Annotated in this window: 18 protein-coding genes; 7 read left to right on the top strand and 11 right to left on the bottom strand. The window is 72.1% G+C overall.

Translation table 11 applies throughout. The features are described 5' to 3' along the window. Positions 1-69: 69 nt before the first annotated feature. Positions 70-1,305, bottom strand: a complete 1,236-nt coding sequence (locus C8E83_RS02380; protein ID WP_170159821.1) for an acyltransferase — start codon at positions 1,303-1,305, stop codon at positions 70-72. An 86-nt stretch (positions 1,306-1,391) separates the two neighbouring features. On the opposite strand from C8E83_RS02380, the gene C8E83_RS02375 reads away from it, so the two are divergent. From C8E83_RS02375 to C8E83_RS02365, 3 genes are read left to right on the top strand one after another with little or no spacing between them, the layout of a single operon-like run. Continuing rightward, complete coding sequence (locus tag C8E83_RS02375) at positions 1,392-2,042, top strand: CG0192-related protein (protein ID WP_147430053.1); 651 nt, start codon at positions 1,392-1,394, stop codon at positions 2,040-2,042. Positions 2,043-2,084: 42 nt separating this feature from the next. Next, positions 2,085-3,056: a 5-dehydro-4-deoxyglucarate dehydratase gene (locus C8E83_RS02370; RefSeq protein WP_121368256.1), complete on the top strand. Its 972-nt coding sequence runs from the start codon at positions 2,085-2,087 to the stop codon at positions 3,054-3,056. Further along, on the top strand, positions 3,056-4,201 hold the full coding sequence (locus tag C8E83_RS02365) for a mandelate racemase/muconate lactonizing enzyme family protein (protein WP_121368255.1): 1,146 nt from the start codon (positions 3,056-3,058) through the stop codon (positions 4,199-4,201). The genes C8E83_RS02370 and C8E83_RS02365 overlap by 1 nt, the downstream gene beginning before the upstream one ends. Here the strand turns inward: C8E83_RS02365 and C8E83_RS02360 are convergent. Beyond that, on the bottom strand, positions 4,198-5,043 hold the full coding sequence (locus C8E83_RS02360; RefSeq protein WP_121368254.1) for a helix-turn-helix transcriptional regulator: 846 nt from the start codon (positions 5,041-5,043) through the stop codon (positions 4,198-4,200). The genes C8E83_RS02365 and C8E83_RS02360 overlap by 4 nt on opposite strands. Positions 5,044-5,186: 143 nt before the next feature. Here C8E83_RS02360 and C8E83_RS02355 point away from each other — a divergent pair, with 143 nt between their 5' ends. Beyond that, a complete protein-coding gene (locus C8E83_RS02355) occupies positions 5,187-6,134 on the top strand; it encodes an SDR family NAD(P)-dependent oxidoreductase (RefSeq protein ID WP_121368253.1) in 948 nt (315 codons plus the stop codon). Positions 6,135-6,247: 113 nt separating this feature from the next. Continuing rightward, positions 6,248-7,144, top strand: a complete 897-nt coding sequence (locus C8E83_RS02350; RefSeq protein ID WP_245981365.1) for a glucose 1-dehydrogenase — start codon at positions 6,248-6,250, stop codon at positions 7,142-7,144. A 3-nt stretch (positions 7,145-7,147) separates the two neighbouring features. Here C8E83_RS02350 and C8E83_RS02345 read toward each other — a convergent pair whose 3' ends face one another. The 5 genes from C8E83_RS02345 to C8E83_RS02325 all read right to left on the bottom strand — a co-directional run bounded on the left by C8E83_RS02345 (position 7,148) and on the right by C8E83_RS02325 (position 13,429). Next, entirely contained in the window at positions 7,148-7,813 is a 666-nt protein-coding gene (locus C8E83_RS02345) for a sortase domain-containing protein (protein WP_170159820.1), read from the bottom strand. Between the two features lie 2 nt (positions 7,814-7,815). Continuing rightward, the gene (locus tag C8E83_RS02340) at positions 7,816-8,943 is read right to left on the bottom strand and encodes a family 8 glycosyl hydrolase (protein ID WP_121368251.1); all 1,128 of its coding nucleotides are present in this window, start codon (positions 8,941-8,943) and stop codon (positions 7,816-7,818) included. A 57-nt stretch (positions 8,944-9,000) separates the two neighbouring features. Then, positions 9,001-9,855, bottom strand: a complete 855-nt coding sequence (locus tag C8E83_RS02335) for a DUF4397 domain-containing protein (RefSeq protein WP_121368250.1) — start codon at positions 9,853-9,855, stop codon at positions 9,001-9,003. A gap of 71 nt (positions 9,856-9,926) precedes the next feature. Beyond that, positions 9,927-11,927 (bottom strand): ArnT family glycosyltransferase, encoded by a 2,001-nt coding sequence (locus tag C8E83_RS02330; protein ID WP_121368249.1) that lies wholly within the window; start codon positions 11,925-11,927, stop codon positions 9,927-9,929. Next, a complete protein-coding gene (locus tag C8E83_RS02325) occupies positions 11,924-13,429 on the bottom strand; it encodes a glycosyltransferase (RefSeq protein WP_245981362.1) in 1,506 nt (501 codons plus the stop codon). Before C8E83_RS02325 ends, C8E83_RS02330 begins: the two co-directional genes overlap by 4 nt. A 504-nt stretch (positions 13,430-13,933) precedes the next feature. On the opposite strand from C8E83_RS02325, the gene sigK reads away from it, so the two are divergent. Together sigK and C8E83_RS02315 are read left to right on the top strand one after the other, a co-directional pair. Then, on the top strand, positions 13,934-14,503 hold the full coding sequence (gene sigK / locus C8E83_RS02320) for an ECF RNA polymerase sigma factor SigK (RefSeq protein ID WP_121368248.1): 570 nt from the start codon (positions 13,934-13,936) through the stop codon (positions 14,501-14,503). Continuing rightward, the gene (locus tag C8E83_RS02315) at positions 14,500-15,228 is read left to right on the top strand and encodes an anti-sigma factor (protein WP_121368247.1); all 729 of its coding nucleotides are present in this window, start codon (positions 14,500-14,502) and stop codon (positions 15,226-15,228) included. Before sigK ends, C8E83_RS02315 begins: the two co-directional genes overlap by 4 nt. Before the next feature lie 45 nt (positions 15,229-15,273). Here the strand turns inward: C8E83_RS02315 and C8E83_RS02310 are convergent, their stop codons facing one another. The 4 genes from C8E83_RS02310 to C8E83_RS02295 all read right to left on the bottom strand — a co-directional run bounded on the left by C8E83_RS02310 (position 15,274) and on the right by C8E83_RS02295 (position 17,708). Continuing rightward, positions 15,274-15,534 (bottom strand): Txe/YoeB family addiction module toxin, encoded by a 261-nt coding sequence (locus tag C8E83_RS02310; RefSeq protein WP_121368246.1) that lies wholly within the window; start codon positions 15,532-15,534, stop codon positions 15,274-15,276. After that, positions 15,531-15,782 carry a type II toxin-antitoxin system Phd/YefM family antitoxin gene (locus tag C8E83_RS02305; RefSeq protein ID WP_121368245.1) on the bottom strand — a complete coding sequence of 84 codons (252 nt, stop codon included), beginning with the start codon at positions 15,780-15,782 and terminating at the stop codon, positions 15,531-15,533. The genes C8E83_RS02310 and C8E83_RS02305 overlap by 4 nt, the downstream gene beginning before the upstream one ends. Positions 15,783-15,858: 76 nt before the next feature. Further along, positions 15,859-16,536, bottom strand: coding sequence for a response regulator (locus tag C8E83_RS02300; RefSeq protein ID WP_121368244.1), 678 nt, complete (start codon positions 16,534-16,536; stop codon positions 15,859-15,861). Then, positions 16,533-17,708, bottom strand: a complete 1,176-nt coding sequence (locus C8E83_RS02295; RefSeq protein ID WP_147430052.1) for a sensor histidine kinase — start codon at positions 17,706-17,708, stop codon at positions 16,533-16,535. The genes C8E83_RS02300 and C8E83_RS02295 overlap by 4 nt, the downstream gene beginning before the upstream one ends. Positions 17,709-17,767: the final 59 nt, after the last annotated feature.

Below are 17,767 nucleotides of genomic sequence, written 5' to 3'. Positions count from 1 at the left end.
GCGTCTCTTCGGCACGCGGGACTCCTCGGGGCACGATGGTCGCTCGGTTCGCGACGCACCCGGGCCACGCTAGGGTGCGTCCGCCCGCTTCCCCGGCCGCGACCACGCGCGCTCACCGAACGGCCAGCCTGTTCTGGGCGTTCCGATATGCGCCGCGGCGGGCCCGATTCGCGGCCGCCCGGTGAGCGGGAGACTCAGCGGCGAGCGCCGCAGCACCTCGACGAGACCGATGGCGCCCGCGACGACGAGCACGTACGCCACCGCGGTGCGCGACGGGAACCCCGTGTGCCCGACGAACCAGCCACCGGCGAGGAGCCCGGCGAGCACGAGCGGGTGCGCCAGGTAGACGCCGAACGACCGGTCGCTGGCCCAGGCCACCGCCCGAGATGCCCGCGAGGCCGGGCGGCGATGGTCCGCCCAGACGGCGCCGACCGCGAGCAGGGCGACGGCCGCGAGAGCGCTCCAGAGCACCGTGACGGGCTGGAGGGCTGCGGCGGCGTTCTGCGGGGAGAGACCGGCCTGGCGCTGGGCGAGGAAGACGGCGACGGTGGCGCATGCTCCTGCGCCGAACAGCCCCGCCAGGGCGGCGCGCCTCGAGCGGACCCACTCGAGCAGGGCACGCTCTCGCGTCGCCGCGACGACGCCGAGCACGACCGAGAAGAGGTAGGTGGGCAGGAGCTGCTGCTCGGCGTCGTGCATCCACGCGATCTGCGCCGGGAGGTACTCGGCGACGGCGACGATGCCTCCCTGCACCGCGAGGGCTGCGAGCAGGATCGGCCACGGCCGCCCGGCGAAGCGCTTCACCTGACGCACGATCCACGGCATCGCCGCGTACAGCTGCAGCGTCACGAGCAGGAAGTACAGGTGGTACTCGGCCGTGCCCATGACGACGTCGGCGGCGTAGGTGCCCAGGAGCCGCAGCGGGTCGCCCGCCTCGCCGCTGTCGACGACCACGTAGATCAGCGACCAGGCGAGGTACGGCACCGCGACAAGGAGGTAGCGCCTGCGGGCTCCGCGCCGCGCTCGTGTCGGGTCGGCGAGCGCGGTGCGGGCCAGGAGGAACGCGGTCAGCGAGAAGAACACGTCGCGTGTGCAGTGCAGCAGCATGAGCAGCGCGTAGGCGCCGGTCGAGGTCGAGGGGGCCGTGAACGAGATCGTGTGCACGGCGATCACGCCGCAGAAGGTGATGACGCGCAGCAGGTCGAGCTCGTGCAGGCGGCCGGTGCGGGGTGGCTGCGGTGCACCCGCCGCGGCTCGCCACGCCCCGGGCTCCGCCCCGGAGGCGGGAGGAGCTTCGACGGACACCCTGGCGACGCTACGAGCGTCGTCAGTGGGGACTCGATGCCCCGCCTCTGGATCCGCCGTGCGCCGGCCGCTCCTAGGATCGCAGCATGGCACTCATCCACCGGGCCGAACTCGTGCCCTCCAAGACAGAGCTCGTCGACGCGTGGGTCAAGAGCCGCCCGTGGTTCCGCGGCGAAGCGGGAGCACCCCTCGACAAGGTCGCGGCGTTCCGGTTCGACGACCCCGAGGGGCTCGTGGGCATCGAGACCCTCTTCGTGCGCGCCGGTGACGGGCCCGTGCTCCAGGTGCCCCTGACCTATCGCGACACTCCGCTCGTCGGCGCGGAGGGGCACCTCATCGGCACCCTCAGCCACTCCGTGCTCGGCACGCGCTATGTCTACGACGGCCTCGGCGATCCCGCCTCGCTGGTGGCGCTCGTGACAGCCGTTCTGACGGGTGCCACGCAGGCCGAAGAGCACTACGAGATCGACGGCGTCGAGGTGGCGCGCGAACCGAATGCCGTCGTGCGCGGTGGTGGGTCCGAGGCCGCGGCACGGATCTCGGTGCCGGAGCCCGAGGCCGTCACGGTGTCCGACACTGCGAGCTCCTCGACCGCGACGACGCCGACCCTGCGGGTGACGGTGTCGCGTCTGCCGGCGAGCGAACCCCTGGTCCGGCCCGCGCCGCCCGAGGCCACCCTCGTCGGCTCGTGGGAGCCGGAGTGGGCCGAGGTGACGCTCGCCACGGTCGCCGTCTAGACCTACGGGCGGCGAGACCGTCGGGGATCGTAGGATTCCCCCATGCCCGCTCCCCTCACGTTCGACGGAGTCCTGTTCTTCCCGGTCACACCGTTCGGCGACGGCGGCGACGTCGACGAGGGGGTGCTTCGCGACCACGTGGCGGCACGGCTCGACGACGGCGCGGGTGCAGTGTTCGCCGGATGCGGCACCGGCGAGTTCCACGCGCTCTCGATCGCCGAGCGCGCGGTCGTCGCGCGCGTTGCCGCCCAAGCCGTCGCAGGGCGACCGGCCGACGATCGCGTGCCCGTGGTCGCCGGGGTGGGCGGCGCCCTCGGAGACGCGATCGAGAGCGCGCGGAGGATGCGCGACACCGGGGCGGACGCCCTGCTCCTGCTGCCCCCGTATCTCGTCTCGGGCCCGCAGCACGGCCTGGCGCGCTGGGTCGAGACGATCGTCGAGGCAGCCGACCTGCCGGTCGTGCTCTACCACCGGGCCAACGCCCTCTATCGGGCCGCCACCGTCGAGCGGCTCGTCGCCGACCCGCGGGTCATCGGCGTGAAGGACGGCCACGGCGACATCGCGATGATGCAGGAGCTCGTCGCCGCCGCCACGGCGATCCGCCCCGACCTCCTCTTCTTCAACGGGCTCCTCACGGCCGAGGTGTCGCAGGCGGCCTACCGGGGCATCGGCGTGCCGCTCTACTCGTCGGCGGCCTTCGCGATGGCACCGGGTATCGCGACCGCGTTCTACGAGGCGTACCGAGCGGGCGACGAGCCGACGCGCCTCCGGATCCTGCGCGAGTTCTACCTGCCGCTGGTGCGACTGCGCGACGAGACGCCGGGCTTCGCCGTGTCGCTCGTCAAGGCCGGGCTGCGCCTGCAGGGCGTGCCGGTCGGCTCGGTGCGGCCTCCGCTGGCCGATCCGACCGACGAGCAGCTGGCGCGCCTCGGCACGATCCTCGAGGCGGGTGAACGGCTGGCGCAGGAGCTCGCCGACACACGCTCGGCCACCGCCGCGGCGCCTCGGGCCTGATGCCCGCGAACACGGGGGTGCCCGCCGGCTCGGTCGCACCCGCCGACTCGCGCGCATCCTCCGACTCGCGCATCGCAGCGCTCACCACCCGCGCGATCCGCGTGCCCCTCCGCCGCCCATGGGCCGACGACGTCCCCGCCGTGACCGTCATCGAGACACGCGTCGACGACACCGACGGCGCGACCGGCTGGGGTCTGTCGTGGACGCCCTCGATCGGCGCCGCGAGTGTGCGGGCGATGCTCGATCACGACATCGCGTCGTGGGCCGTCGGTCGGACCGCCGACGCCCGGACGCTCTGGCCCGACCTCTGGGCGCACCTGCACGAGGCCGGATCCGGCGGCGTCACCACGATCGCGACGGCCGGCCTCGACACCGCGCTGTGGGATCTCGCCGCGCGTCGCGCGGGGCTTCCCATCGCCGACCTCCTCGGCCGCCGACGCGACGACGTCGCGGCCTACGGCAGCGGCGTCAACCTGCACTACCCGCTCGACGACCTGCTGGCGCAGGTGCAGCGGTGGATCGACGCGGGCTTCGACGCCGTGAAGATCAAGGTCGGCTCCCCCGACCTCGCCCGCGACGTGTCGCGCGTCAGGGAGGTCCGCGCGCTCCTCGGCGACGACCGGAGGCTGATGCTCGACGCCAACCAGCGCTGGAGCCGCGACGACGCCCGTGCGGCGATGCGCGTGCTCGGCGACGTCGACCCCGCCTGGATCGAGGAACCCCTGCGCGCCGACGACCTCGAGGGCTACCAGGAGCTCGCGAAGGCCATCCCCACCCCCGTCGCCTGCGGCGAGAACCTCCACACGCGGTACCGCTTCCGCGAGTTCGCCCGATCGGGCGCCGCCGCCGTGCTGCAGCCGAACGTGGTGCGCGTCGGCGGCATCACCCCGCTCCTCGACATCGCGGCCGAGATCGCCGACGCCGGCGCGACGATCGCCCTGCATCTGCTGCCCGAGCTCTCGGGGCCCCTCGCCCTCGCGCTCGACGCCGAGTCGCCCGCCGAGGTGGTCGAGGGCGCGATGTTCGGGGAGTGCGGGGTGCTGTCGGATCCTGCGCCCGTCGAGGTCTCGGGCGGGCGACTGCGCGACACCCGCGAGGTCGGGCTCGGGCTGCGTTTCGGGTCGTCGCCCGAGGCCCGGGCCTAGTCGACCAGGGCCTGCGTGCCGACGACGATCGCGAGGTCGAGCCGCGCGGCGTCCTCCGTGCCGGGCTCGGCGGTGTAGATCAGGATCCGCAGGTCGTCCTGGGCCACGATCAGCGTGTCGCAGTCGAGCTCGATCCGCCCTACGGCCGGATGATCGACGACCTTTCGGCGGCCCAGCTCGCGCGGCAGCTCGGTCGACCCGGTCCGCCAGAGCGACGCGAACAGCGGGCTCGCGTCCGTGAGCCGCGCAACGAGCGACGCGAGCGACGCGTCGCGCGGATACCGAGCCGCGGTGAGGCGGAGGTCCGCGACCTGCAGGCGGATCAGCTCGTCGAACTCGGCCGGAGTGTGGACGACGCGGGAGCCGGGGCCGACGAGGTGGCGCCAGAGCGACGTGCGCTCGAGGCCCTTCCACGCGGTCGTGTCGCCCATCAGCGCGTCATACGGGCGGTTGGCCACGAGGAGAGTGTTGGTGGCGTCGAAGACTCCCACGGGAGTCGTGGCGAAGCGGTCGAGCATCCTCGAGATGCTGGCCGGGATGCGGGTCGGCATGAGGTCGAGGCCCGGAGCGGCGTGCCCGGCGAGCCGATAGAGCAGGTCGCGGTCGGAGTCCGACAGCCGCAGTGCCCGCGCCAGCGCCTCGACCACCTGCGCCGACGGCGATGTGGCGCGGCCCTGCTCGAGCCGGGTGAGGTAGTCGGGCGAGATGCCCGCGAGACCGGCAAGCTCCTCGCGGCGGAGCCCGGGAGCCCGGCGCCGCGAACCTACGGGCAGGCCCACGTCGGCGGGGGCCGTCGCCTCACGGCGGCGCCGCACCATCCGACCGAACTCGCTCGCTTCCATGCGCCCAGTGTGCTCGGCTGCGCGGTGCGTTGTCCTGGCCCCGGCAGTCCTACGACATCGGGGCCACTGGTTCCGCTCCGGCGCGACGCGGAGTATCGAGGAAGACGGGGCCCGAGAGACGGCCCCACGACGAAAGGCTCGACATGACCCCCACCGATCCAGCCGCTCCCGGCACCGCGGGTACCGCAGGCGGCTCCGCCTGGGTGATCACCGGCCCCACGTCGGGCATCGGACACCGCACCGCCCTCGAGCTCGCGAAGCACGGCACCGTCGTGCTCGTCGGGCGGAGCCCCGCCAAGCTCGCCGCCGTCGAGGCGGAGATCCGCGAGGCCGGCGGCAGCGCCGTGAGCGTCACCGGCGACCTCGCCGACATCCCCTCCGCGCGTCGCGCTGCCCGTGAGGTCGCGGCCCTCGGACTGCCGATCGGCGGCGTCCTCAACAACGCCGGCATCATGTCGATGAAGCCGTTCTCGAGCCCGCAGGGATTCGACGGCACCTACGCCACCGACCACCTCGGGCCGTTCGCGTTCACCGAGGCTCTCCTCCCCCAGCTCGCCGACGGCACGCACGTCGTGTTCATCGTCTCCGCCGTCGAAGACCCCGAGCGCGTGCCCGCCGTCCGCGCCGGCTTCCGCGGCTCCCGCTTCATCTCGGTCGAGGCGTCGTCGCGCGGCGAGTGGCTCACCGACGGCGGCTCGCGGCTGCCGGGCGCCGACGCCTACGCCACGTCGAAGCAGGGCAATCTCGCGACGGCGCTCGCCTTCGCCCGCGAGTACCCGCGGCTGCGCTTCTCGGCGATCGAGCCGGGCGTCAACCCGGGGTCGAACCTCTCGCGTGACGCGTCGCCCGCGCTCCTGCGTCTGTCGAAGATGCTGGCCCCGGCGCTCACGCTGCTGCCCCACTTCACCACCCCGAAGCGCGCCGGCCGGGTCATCGCGGGCATTCTCACGGGCGCAGGAGCCACGGGCACCTACTACGACGAGAACGCCCGGCCCATGCGCGGCTCCCACCAGGTGATGGACCCTGCGTTCCAGGACGACTACGTGCGGCAGACCCGCGAACTGCTCGCGACCGTCCCCGACGCCGCCTGATCCTCGGCCCGGGTGCCTCCGACGTGTCGTCGCAGAACGGACAGGGCGGGTGACATCCCGGGCGGGCCGGATCGGGGCCGCGCGTACCGTCGGCGCCTGACGAGAGGACCGACATGGACCAGTACACGATGCAGGACCCGACCGCGATGTACGCCGACCGGAAGCCCGACGAGCAGTACCTCGAAGGCGCCGGCACGGACGCCGAGATGGCCGAGAACGTGCCCGCCGACCACGGCGAGGAGACCTATCGCGGCTCCGGCAGGCTCGAGGGCCGCAAGGCGCTGATCACCGGCGGCGACTCCGGCATCGGAGCCGCGGTCGCCATCGCGTACGCGCGCGAGGGCGCCGACGTCGCGATCGTCCACCTCCCCGAAGAGCAGGAGGACGCCGACAGGATCCTGGCGCTCGTCCGCGAGGCGGGCCGCACGGCCGTCGACATCGCCGGAGACCTCAAGGACGCCGCCTTCGCGCGGGAGGCCGTGCAGAGGGCCGTCGACGGACTGGGCGGCCTCGACATCGTCGTGAACAACGCGGGCAAGCAGCAGAACGTCGAGAGCATCGTCGACATCAGCGACGACGAGTTCGATCAGACGTTCAAGACGAACGCCTACGCGACATTCTGGATCACCAAGGCGGCCGTGCCTCACCTTCCGCCGGGCTCCGCGATCATCAACACGACGTCGATCCAGGCGTACGCGCCGTCGCCGCACCTGGTGCACTACGCGGCGACGAAGGCGACCGTGAACAACCTCGCCAAGGGGCTCGCGGCGCAGCTCGCGCCGAAGGGCATTCGGGTCAACGCCGTCGCACCCGGCCCGATCTGGACCCCGCTGCAGCCCGCGGGCGGCCAGCCGCCGGAGGCGCTGCCCACCGCCGGCGACCAGACCTACCTGGGCCGCTGGGGGCAGCCCGCCGAGCTCGCGCCGGCGTTCGTGTTTCTCGCGAGCAACGAGTCGTCGTACGTGGTCGGCGAGACCCTGCACGTCGACGGCGGCATGCCGACGCCCTGAGCGCTACTTCGTCGGGGCGGTCGACGAGACCAGGTCGGCGAACACGATCGTGTTCTCGTTGTAGTGACCGATCGCGGCGTTGAACGTGCCGCCGCAGGTGATGAGCCGGAGCTGCGGGGTCGGGCTGGTGCCGTAGACGTCGCTGGTCGGGAAGGCAGTCTTGAGGGCCGCGCGCGACCCCGACACCTTCCAGGTCTCGACCGACCCCGACGACATCGTCACGGTCACGGTGTCGCCCGGCACCAGCTTCGCCAGGTGCAGGAAGACGCCGGGCTGCGTCGTCGAGTCGATGTGCCCGGCGATCACGGCCGGGCCGACCGCGCCGGGCACGACGCCCTTGGCGTACCAGCCGGCGTCGACGACGCCGACGGGCGGGTTGAGCGACCCGTCGGCGGCGATCGCGAGATCCTGCAGGCCCGCGTTCACGCCGATCGCGGGGATCGAGACGCGCGTCGGCACCACGCCGGCGGCGGGGGCCTGTGAGAGCGAGGTCGACGACGGATCCTGGATTCGCCCGGCGGCGTCGGTGTCGTGCGTGGCCGTGGGCGAGGGGGTCGGTGTGGGGCCGGCGGACGACGCCCCGGCTCCTGCGCACCCGGCGAGGCCGAGCACGGCGGCGGCGCCGAGCGCCACGACGACGAGGGCGGAACGGAGGCGAGAGCGCTGCACGATCACTCCCCCGCAAGCGGCGAGCATCCGCCGAGGGTCGTGGTCTCGAGCTGGAGTGCCGCGAGGGCGTCCCAGGCCGAGCCGTAGTAGGTCGGGGTCCGCTGGGCCAGCCGGTCGGCGGCGCGCAGATCGCTCCGGGCTCCCGAGGCGTCGCCGGCCGAGGCTCGTGCCGCCGCTCGTGCGTCGTAGCCGAGGGGGCTCTGATCCTGGTTCAGGGGCGTGCCGCCGAGGTCGAGTTCCATCGGCAGCGGGCTCTTGCCCGCGAGGGGCGCCGCCAGCTTCGCGGCGAGCGCCGTGTCGTCGGCCGAGCACGACGCGGCGTATCGCAGGGCCACGCGCCCCGCGTCGTAGCCGTACATGACCGTCCCTCCGCTGCCCGTGGCGTTGGGCAGCGGCACGACCGAGCCGTCGGCCCTGATCTGTTCCCAGTCGGCGGGCAGCGCGGTGGACTGCAGGATCCGGCCGGTCACCTTCCGCGACCCCGTCACCAGCTGGGACCACCGGTCGTCGCCCGTGGCCTTCGCCAGCAGCGAGAACGTCGCCGGCGCCGCGTACGACGGGTCGTACGACCACGGCCCGGCCGTTCCGCCGGCCTGCTTCGCCCAAAGGCCGGGCAGCAGCACGCGGCCGTCGGGTGTCCCGACGGTGAGGTCGTCGGCGATGTGGCCGGCGAGCGCCTTGCCGGCCTTCGTGTAGGAGGCGTCGTGGAAGGTCGTCCCGGCGAGGACGAGGGCGCGGGCGATGTCGAGGTCGGCGTCGCTCGCGGGCTGCTCGTCGACGACCTTCCCGTTCTTCCACTGCCAGGCCATGAGGCCGTCCTTCCGTTCGAGGTTCGACTTCGTCCACGTCCAGATCGATCGGAACGCCGACCGGTCGCCGACGCCGACCGCGACGAGCATGCCGTAGCCCTGCCCCTCGCTGACGGTGTCGCCGCCCTGGTCGCGGCGCACGATCCGCCCCGACGAGTCGAGGTAGTCGGCGAGGAAGGCCTGGCCGATCTGCTTGGCCGACCGTGTCGACGTCGCGCGGTCGTTCGACGTGGGAGTCGAGGTCGCCGATGCCGAGGGGGCCGGGGCGGACGAGTCCGACCCCGGCAGCCCCACGGCGACGGCGGCGATGCCTCCCGTCACGACGACAGCCAGTGCCGCGCCTGAGGCGATGAGTGCTTTCGTCTTGACCGACAGGGCTCAGCCGACCGCACTGAACGGCACGAAGCCGCTCGTCAGGTCGAGCTGCGGATGGGTGGCCTCGTAGCCGCCGCCCGTCTGCACCCCGCCCTTCGGCGTGGTGGTCGTCGCGGCAGAGTCGACCACCGGGACGATCGTGATGCCGTTCTTCGAGTTGTCGAGCACGAACAGCGTCGTGATCGAGCCGCTCGCGAGCGAGACGTTCGCGGTCGACGCGGTCGCCTTCTGCTTTCCGGTCAGGTCGAGGGTCCACTTGCCGGCGCCGACGGACGCGTAGCCGGAGGCGCTGCCGAACGGCGCGTTCGTCGCCACGGGCGTGCCCGTCGACGTCTTCACGCTGACCGACTTCGACACGGTGGCCGCCTGCACGAGGCGGATGCGTGCGTCACCGGCGGCGGGCGCCGTGAGGTCGTCCTGGAACACCGTGGTCTTGAGCGCGGCGTTCTTGCCGTACGCGACGACGGTGATCGGCTTGCCGGTGGCGACCGTGATCGAGTCGCTGATGACGGGCTTCGCCGACGCCGCGGCTCCGGCCGCCCGCATGGCGACGGTGTAGGTGCCGTCGGGCAGCTCCTTGTACGGGCTCACCTGGCCATAGGTCACGTCGTCGAGCTTGTAGACGACCTGTCCGCCGGCGAGCGAGGTCAGCGTGACGTCGACGGCCTTCGTGTCGGGCGAGAGATGGCCGACCCGGACCCAGCCCTCGCCTGATCCTGCGGCCTTGGCCTGGCTCGCACCGCCGAACAGCGCGGCGGCGGAGGCCAGCAGAACTGCGGCGACGACGATGAATCCGACGACGAGTCGTCTCGGGAGGCCGCCACGTGTCTGGGGCGGCTGTGTCGTGATGCGTGTCACGGTGAGACCTTCTTTCGGGTGGGGTGGGTGGTGCTGGTTCGGGTGTGGGCTTCAGGGCGCAGGAGCAGCCGTCAGCCCGTCGTGGTGATGGTGTCGACGGCCGGGAACACGGCGACAGCGGTGCCCCCGCCGCCCGGGGTGACGGTCGAGGGCCGGTAGGCGTCGCCGACCCCCTCGAGCCAGGCGTCCAGCTGCGCGCCGGGCAGGGCCGAGGCCTTGAGGACGAGCCGGCGATAGGGCTCGGACGACTCGCCGGGCAGGGTCGACAGGTTCGAGACGGTGACGGGCCCGGTGGCGAGGAGCTGCCCGAGCACGATCTCGGCGCGGGCGTTGACCCGGCCCTGCTTCAGGGCGGTGACCACCTGCGACGACGCCGTGAGGTCGCGGTTCGCGGCCAGCTGCGCGCCCATCGCCGCGCGGGCGGCGGCCTGCGCCTTCGCCGACGCCTGGTACGCGGCGAGGCCCTGCGGGTGGATCTGCCGGACCGTGACCTGCTGGGTCCCGGTGCCGAACGAGGCGACGACGGTGGAGTTGGCGACCGCCTTCTTGATGTTCGGCTCGGCGTAGGCGGAGGTGCGCACCGAGTTCGTCTCGATGACGTAGTCGCTGTCCTTCCAGCCGTTCGGGTTCTGCGCCCGGACCGCCGAGTCGGTGTCGAGCTTGTAGAACCAGATGACGTTGTCGCGGGCGAACCCGTCGTTCACGAGGTCGACCCACATCGAGTCGTCGACGAGCAGGCGCGAGGAGTGCGGCACGTTGTCGTCGACCCACTTCTCGGCGCCGACCATCGGCGAGTCGAGGTCGGCCGCGACGAAGCCGCGCAGCTGCGTCGTCCACAGCGGGACGATCGCGGCGACGGCGACGGCCGCGGCGACCAGCCACGCGGTGGCGCCGATGCGGTTCGCCGTCGTGGTGATCGCACCGCCTCGGCGCTCTCGGTACGCCCTTACGGCGCTGTCCGACACTGCGGCGATGAGCAGGGCGCCGAACGGGATCACCATGATCACGTAGGGCACGGGCACGTAGCTGTTCGGGCGGAACATCACGGCGACCGCGAAGACCACGAGGGCTGCGAACGGGCGCGTGCGACGGAAGAAGAGGCCGCTGATCGCGGCGAGGAGAGCCAGGACGATGAAGACCTGGTCGAGGTTCCACCACTGGCTGACCGTCTGGAAGAACAGGCTCTTCGTGTCGAAGATCGACCCCGACGAGTTGCGGGTGCCGAGCTGGAAGGTGAGGCCCGTGATGAGGCTCGTGTGGTTCTTGCCCGGCAGCAGCTCGCCCTTCACCGCGGCGAGCGCGACGTACGAGAAGCCGACGAGAGCGAGCACGGCGCCGGACGTCGCCAGGGTGTACCGGCGGGTCGACCGGTCGGACGACCGGATCATCGTCCAGGCGAGGAACGGCAGCGCCAGCAGGAAGGTCTCCTTCGACAGCACCGCGATGCCGAACGCGAAGGCGGCGCCGACGAATCCGGCGAGCTGGTTCTTCTTCGTCATCGCGAGCCAGAAGGCGAGCAGGAGCCAGGGAACGGCCACGTTGTCCAGGTACACGGTCCGGTGGTACTGGATCGCGAGGGGCGAGACGCCGAACACCAGGGCCCCGACGGCTGCGGCCGGGCGGCCGAGGCCGATCCTGCGCCCCAGGAGCCACACCAGCAGGACCGAGACCAGCGCGAAGAACAGCATGGCTTCGCGACCGGCGTAGACCGCCTGCGAGTACCGGGCCCAGCCGTCGGTGAGCCCCAGGTAGCCGGCGATCTGGATCCAGCCGAGCGGCGGGTGGTCGTACCAGTAGGTGTAGTGCGTCAGCTCCCCGAGGTGGCCGATCGCCCAGGCCTGGGCGGTGTAGGTGCCCTCGTCGTCGATGCGCTGCGGCGAGCCGGTCATGTTGATCCGCTGCACCACGCCGACGATCGCGAGGACGGGCAGGAGCCACGAGAGTGTCGCGCCGTGTCGGCCGAGCCAGTCGCGGACGCGCGAGCGGGGCGCGACGGGTGCGGCGTTCCTCGAGGTGTCGAGGGTGATCGGGCTGGCCGGAGGCGCTGCGGGGCGCTCGGTGGTCGTCGTCATCGCTCGTCTCCAGACGCCATGAGGAAGGCGGGTTCGGGTGCGGGCCGGGCGGCACCGATCGGGGTGACCGTCGCATCCTGCGCCGGGGCGTCGCGGTGGGCGCCGGTGTGCTCGGTCTTCTCCCAGCCGTTCTGCTGGCGCAGCTGGCGGTAGACCGCACGGACGGCCGCGAGGGCCAGGAAGATCTGGTACGGGATCAGGCCCCAGACCAGGCGGAAGTAGTCGCGGGCGCGGACCTTCTCGCCGTACGTCCGCCCGAACTCGGCGAGCCCGGTGAACTCGACGGCCAGCAGCACCAGCGTCGGCGCGAGCGGGATGAACGAGATGAGCGCCACACCCGTCGGCACCTTCACCGTGAGCATCAGGATCACCGAGACCGGGATCAGGAGGCCCGTGATCGCCTGGATGAACGGCATGGTGAGCAGGTAGCGCGCGTAGAAGCGCTGCTTCATCGTCGGCAGCTTCTTCCACTCGCCCTTGCCGAGCACCTGCATGAAGCCCTGGTTCCAGCGGGTGCGCTGCTTGAGCAGCGACGTGAACGAGCCGGGAGTCTCCTCGCGGGTGACGACCTCGGGGCTGTAGGCGACGACGACCTTGGCGCCGGCGCTCGAGAGCCGCACGCCGAGCTCGCAGTCCTCGGCGAGGCAGGAGGCGTCCCAGCCCTCCGACCAGTCGAGGCGCTCCTTGGTCACGAACACGGTGTTGCCGCCGAGCGGGATGAACTTCGACTTCGCGTGGAAGTGCAGCCGCGACCGGAACCAGAAGTAGTACTCGAGCACGTTGCGGAGGCTCCACCACGACGTGCGGAAGTTCATGAGCTGCACGCCGCCCTGCACCACGTCGGCGTCGGTCTCGGTGAAGCGCGAGTCGACGAGGCTCAGGAGCCGGGGATGCACCTCGTCCTCCGCGTCGAACACCCCGACGATGTCGCCCGTGGCGGTCTGCAGCGCGAGGTTGAGCGCCTTCGGCTTGTTCTTCGGGCTCGTCTCGTCGACGACGACCCGGATGAGGTCGGGGTGGCGGGCCGCGGCCTCGCGGGCGACCCGGTCCGTGCCGGGGTCGTCGTGGCCGACGATCGCGATGATCTCGAAGTCGGGGTGGTCCTGCTCGGCCAGCCGGTCGAGGGTCTGGCCTAAGACGTCCTCCTCGTGCCGCCCGGGGACGAGGAGCGTGAAGCGGTGGCGCGCCGGCAGGGGCGTCGCCGAGAACGTCGTCCCGTCGAGGTTGTCGCGCGAGCGCCAGGCGTGCAGCATCCACCACAGCGTCGAGATGGCGACGGCGGTCAGCAGGATCGACGCGACGACGAGCGCCGAGTAGCCGATCCACTCGCCGGGCGTCCAGGCCGGGAGGTGGAAGCCGCCGGCCACGGCGTGGCCGAGGCCCGCGCCGCCCCGGTTGGGCACGTACGAGCCGTCGTCGGACGGCTGCGGGGTGAGGATCGGGTGGGGTGCCGAGCCTGCTGTGAGCAGGCCGGTCGTGGAATGCGTCGTGGGTGCCGACACGGGTCACGCTCCTCTTCGGGTGGAGGCGGTTTCGGGTGGTGGTCGTCGTCGGTGACGGTGCGTGGCCCCCGAACAGGGGAGGCGAGCGCAGATGGTGTCTCTTCGGGGGCACCCGCTCGAGGGTTTGCACGGGGTACAGCAATTTCCTGGAACTGCCAGGAACACGACACATCCCGTTCATCTGAGGCGTGAATCGGGGGACGACGGGGTGAACAGGAGCCGGTGGCGCGCTCCGCGGGCCGAGCCGCGCGGCGCAGTCGGTCAACTCGTTCACAACCTTGAGGCGGTCCGCTCCGAACACCCTTGGCTGAATGACAGGGTTGACGAGGTGCGCATGGTGCTTTCCGGCACGCGAACGGTGCGCTGCTCGACCGTCGGGTCTGTGAAGACCCTCAAGGTGGGAGGCACACCACGTTCGTCCATATCGATTCCGACACGCACCGGGCCCGGAGCCCGCGCGGCAGTGATCGGCCCGGAGGCGGAGTCGCTCTGCTCGACGCCCCGATGACCCTCGCAGAGCCCACCGGCGACGACGTGCTCACCACGGCCCTCCAGGCCGTGGCCGGCGGCGATCGGGGCGCGTTCGAGACGGTGTACGAGCTGACCGCGAGCCGAGTTCTGGGGCTGTGCCGTCGGATCCTGATCGACCCCGCCCTCTCGGAGGAGGTCTCGCAGGAGGTGTTCCTCGAGATCTGGCAGACCTCGTCCCGCTTCGACCAGGAGCGCGGCCGGGCACTGACCTGGATCCTCACGATGGCCCACCGCCGGGCGATCGACCGGGTCCGTGCCTCGCAGTCGTCGAGGGATCGCGATCTCAGGATCGGCATCCGCGACTTCCACGAAGAGGCGCCGTCCGTCGAGGGCGACGTCGAGACGTCGCTCGAGTACGCCCGTGCCTCCGCGGCCATGACGGAGCTCAGCGCCGTCCAGCGCGAGGCAGTCGAGCTCGCCTACTTCGGCGGGCTCACCCAGGCGGAGATCGCCGCCCGCACCGGGGTGCCGATCGGCACCGTCAAGACGCGTCTGCGCGACGCCCTCATCCGACTCCGAGGCCTGTTGGGAGACAGCCGATGATCGACCAGCCCACCGCTCTGCGTCCCCGCCTCGGGCGGGCCCTCGGCGCCGACACCGAAGCCGAGGCCGCCGAGTTCGAGGCGACCGCCGCGGCCGTCCTCGCCACGCTCGCGACTCCTGTCGCGCCGTCGGCGTCGATGAAGGCCGCGCTGTTCGCACGGCTCGACGAGGTGCCCTCGCCTGGGCCCGCTCTCCATCTCGTCGACGGTCAGCACGCCGTCCCGCGTCGCGGCCGCCCCGTGGCCCGCGTCGCCGCTGCCCGCCCCGCCGCACGCCGTCGCCGCCTCGGCCTCGTCGGGGGCCTCGCCGCCGCCGCGATGCTCGTCGTCGCCGGGATCGGAGCCGGCTTCGCCGTCAACAGGTCGCAGGATCACGGAGCCTCGACGGCGTACGCCGCAGTCGCCTCGGCTCCCGACGCCCAGCGCACCTCCGCCGTCTTCTCCGGAGGTTCGGCCAGCGTCCGCCTCGTGTCGTCCGTGTCGCTCGGTCGCAGCGTGGTCGTGGTCTCCGGGGCTCCCGCCGTCGGCTCGGGCAAGGTGTACGAGCTCTGGCTGGTGCGCGATGGAAAGGCCACTGCGGCCGGCTCGTTCACGTCCGGCTCGAGTCGTGTCGTCGTCCCGCTGACGGGCCGCTACGAGGCCCACGACGTCGTCGCCGCGACCGTCGAGTCGACGCCCACCCCGTCGCACCCGACGACTCCCCCGGTGTTCGAGCTGCCTGCCTGACCCGCCGCGTCCGGCCGGTGACAGATGTCACCGGCCGGGCGCACCTTAGTAGTGGTGCCGAGCCTGGAGCACGACGATCGTCTCGTCGGTCACGTAGTAGACGAGCCGGTTCGTGTCGTCGATTCGACGAGACCACGCGCTGGTGAGGACGTGCTTGAGCGGCTCGGGCTTGCCGATTCCCGCGAACGGATCGCGCTGGACGTCGGCCAAGAGGGCGTTGATCCGCTTGAGCGTCTTGCGGTCCTGAGTCTGCCAGTGGACGTAGTCCTCCCACCCGTTCGGGTCGAAGGCCAGGTTGCGGCTCACTCCTCGATGAGGTCGTGACGCTCGAACTCGCCGCGGCGGGCTCGCACGATCGACTCCAGCAGGCGCTCGGCGTTCGCCGGGCTCTTGAGGAGATAGGCCGTCTCGGTCATCGCGTCGTAGTCGTCCTTCGACATGATGACGGCGTTGCCGTGGCGCGAGACCACTTCGACCGCCGTGTGGTCGTCGTTCACCTGTTCGATGAGGCCGAAGAGTCGCTTCCGGGCCTCGGTGACGGTCAGTGCGGACATCACCCACCTCCTTGGTAGTACACGATAGCGTACCACTCGAGTGCCACGCCTCCGAGGACAGCACCGTCGTCGCGCGTCAGACGAGACCGCGCTCGCACGCGTAGATGACGACCTGGACGCGATCGCGCAGGTGCAGCTTGGCGAGAAGCCGGGTGATGTGCGTCTTCACCGTCGCCTCGGTGAGGAAGAGCGAGGCCGCGATCTCGGCATTGCTGAGCCCTGCGGCGATCGACCGGAAGACGTCCTGCTCGCGCGGGGTGAGGGCCGCCAGGTCGTCGGCGGCCAAGCCATCGATAGGCAGGCCCTCGGCAGGTCGCGGCCGGGGCGCGACGGACTGCGCCGCGAAGCGGGTGACGAGGTCGCGGGTGATGCGGGGCGTCAGGACGGCGTCTCCGTCGGCGACGGCTCGGACGGCGTCGTAGAGCGCGGCCGGCGGGGTGTCTTTGAGGAGGAATCCGCTTGCTCCTGCGCCCAGACCCTCGAAGGCGTACTCGTCGAGGTCGAACGTCGTGAGGATCAGGACGCGGCTCGTCGTCTCGGCGACGATGCGGCGCGTGGCCTCGATGCCGTCCATCGTCGGCATGCGCACATCCATGAGCACCACGTCGGGCCGCAGGGCACGCGCCTGAGCGACCGCCTGTCGGCCGTCGGCGGCCTCGCCGGCGACGACGAGGTCGGGCGTCGACTGCAGCATGAACCGGAACCCGGTGCGGACGAGCGCCTGGTCGTCGACGATGAGCACCGAGATCGTCACGGCTGCGCCATCCGGAGGTAGCCGCGCACCAGCCAGCCGTCGACGGTCGGCCCCGCCTCGAGCTCGCCGCCGAAGAGCGCCACCCGCTCGCGCATGCCGCGGATGCCGTTGCCCGAGCCCAGCGCCGTGGCGTGGCCGGCGCCGCTCCCGCCGCTGTGACTGCCGCTCCCGGCGCCGGCCGGCACGACGCGCGCGGGCTCGGTCGCGAATTCCGCGATGGAGAAACGCACCGTGTCCCCGCGGACGGTGAGGTCGATCAGGATCCGCTGCGCCGTGGGCGCGTGCCGCAGCACGTTCGTCGTCGACTCCTGCACGATCCGGTACAAGGTCGCCTGGACGGTCGACGGCAGTCGGCTGCAGGCGGCGTCCTGGTCGAGGTCGACGTCGAGCCCGGTCGCGCGCACGTCGTCGACGAGCGCCTCGAGCGCTGCCAGGTCGGGCTGCGGCTCCCGCTCGGCGACGTCGTCCGTCCGGAGCACCGAGAGGAGGCTCCGCATCTCCGCGAGCGACTGCCGGCCCGCCGCTGCGACCTGGCGCATCGCCTCGCGCCCCGGCCCTGCCTCGGCCGGCGTGATCTCGGCGGCGCCGTCGGCGAGGGTGATCACGACCGAGAGCCCGTGCGCCACGATGTCGTGCATCTCGCGGGCGATCCTGGCCCGCTCGTCGGCGGCCGCGAGCTCGGCCAGGTGCTCGCGCTCGCGCTCCACCCGCTCGGCGCGGTCCTCGACCGAGGCGAGGTAGCGCCGCTGCGCACGGGCAGTCGTGCCCAGGAAGAACGCGCCCGCCGACATGGCCGAGAGCACGAGCACGGTGTCGCCGACGCTCCCGTGCGGCGCGATCCGCATGCCGACGAGCACGACACCGAGCTCGACCGCCGCGAGGCACGCCAGCGAGTACCTCAGGTCGCGATGGGAGGCGACGCTGTAGAGGGCGACCAGGATCGCGAGATCGCCGACGCTCTCCACGTTCACAGCCGCCATCACGCCGACCATCGCCAGCCCGAAGGCGAACACGGCGACCGGCGCGCGACGGCGGGCCACGAGCGACCACACCATGGCGAGGACGGCGACCCACTGCAGGATCGGCGACGCGTTGTACGCCAGCTCGTGCGTGGCCGCGACGGTGAGCACGATCGGGGCCACCACGATGGAGGCCAGGCGCAGGAGGGTCACCACCCCAGGCTAGGGAGTCCGGGCTCAGGGCACGTCAGACCTTCGTCTGACCCGCCCCG

Origin of the sequence: Frondihabitans australicus (assembly GCF_003634555.1) — a bacterium.
In the GTDB taxonomy this organism is placed as follows: Bacteria; Actinomycetota; Actinomycetes; order Actinomycetales; family Microbacteriaceae; genus Frondihabitans; species Frondihabitans australicus.
This window is presented reverse-complemented; position numbering and strand designations above follow the sequence as displayed.

What these genes read in the sequence shown, in the direction of transcription:
- C8E83_RS02375 (WP_147430053.1), top strand. Translation starts at nt 1,392, where the DNA reads ATGGCACTCATCCACCGGGCCGAACTCGTGCCCTCCAAGACAGAGCTC.
- C8E83_RS02370 (WP_121368256.1), top strand. Translation starts at nt 2,085, where the DNA reads ATGCCCGCTCCCCTCACGTTCGACGGAGTCCTGTTCTTCCCGGTCACA.
- C8E83_RS02365 (WP_121368255.1), top strand. Translation starts at nt 3,056, where the DNA reads ATGCCCGCGAACACGGGGGTGCCCGCCGGCTCGGTCGCACCCGCCGAC.
- C8E83_RS02360 (WP_121368254.1), bottom strand. Translation starts at nt 5,043, where the DNA reads ATGGAAGCGAGCGAGTTCGGTCGGATGGTGCGGCGCCGCCGTGAGGCG.
- C8E83_RS02355 (WP_121368253.1), top strand. Translation starts at nt 5,187, where the DNA reads ATGACCCCCACCGATCCAGCCGCTCCCGGCACCGCGGGTACCGCAGGC.
- C8E83_RS02350 (WP_245981365.1), top strand. Translation starts at nt 6,248, where the DNA reads ATGGACCAGTACACGATGCAGGACCCGACCGCGATGTACGCCGACCGG.
- C8E83_RS02330 (WP_121368249.1), bottom strand. Translation starts at nt 11,927, where the DNA reads ATGACGACGACCACCGAGCGCCCCGCAGCGCCTCCGGCCAGCCCGATC.
- sigK (WP_121368248.1), top strand. Translation starts at nt 13,934, where the DNA reads ATGACCCTCGCAGAGCCCACCGGCGACGACGTGCTCACCACGGCCCTC.
- C8E83_RS02315 (WP_121368247.1), top strand. Translation starts at nt 14,500, where the DNA reads ATGATCGACCAGCCCACCGCTCTGCGTCCCCGCCTCGGGCGGGCCCTC.
- C8E83_RS02305 (WP_121368245.1), bottom strand. Translation starts at nt 15,782, where the DNA reads ATGTCCGCACTGACCGTCACCGAGGCCCGGAAGCGACTCTTCGGCCTC.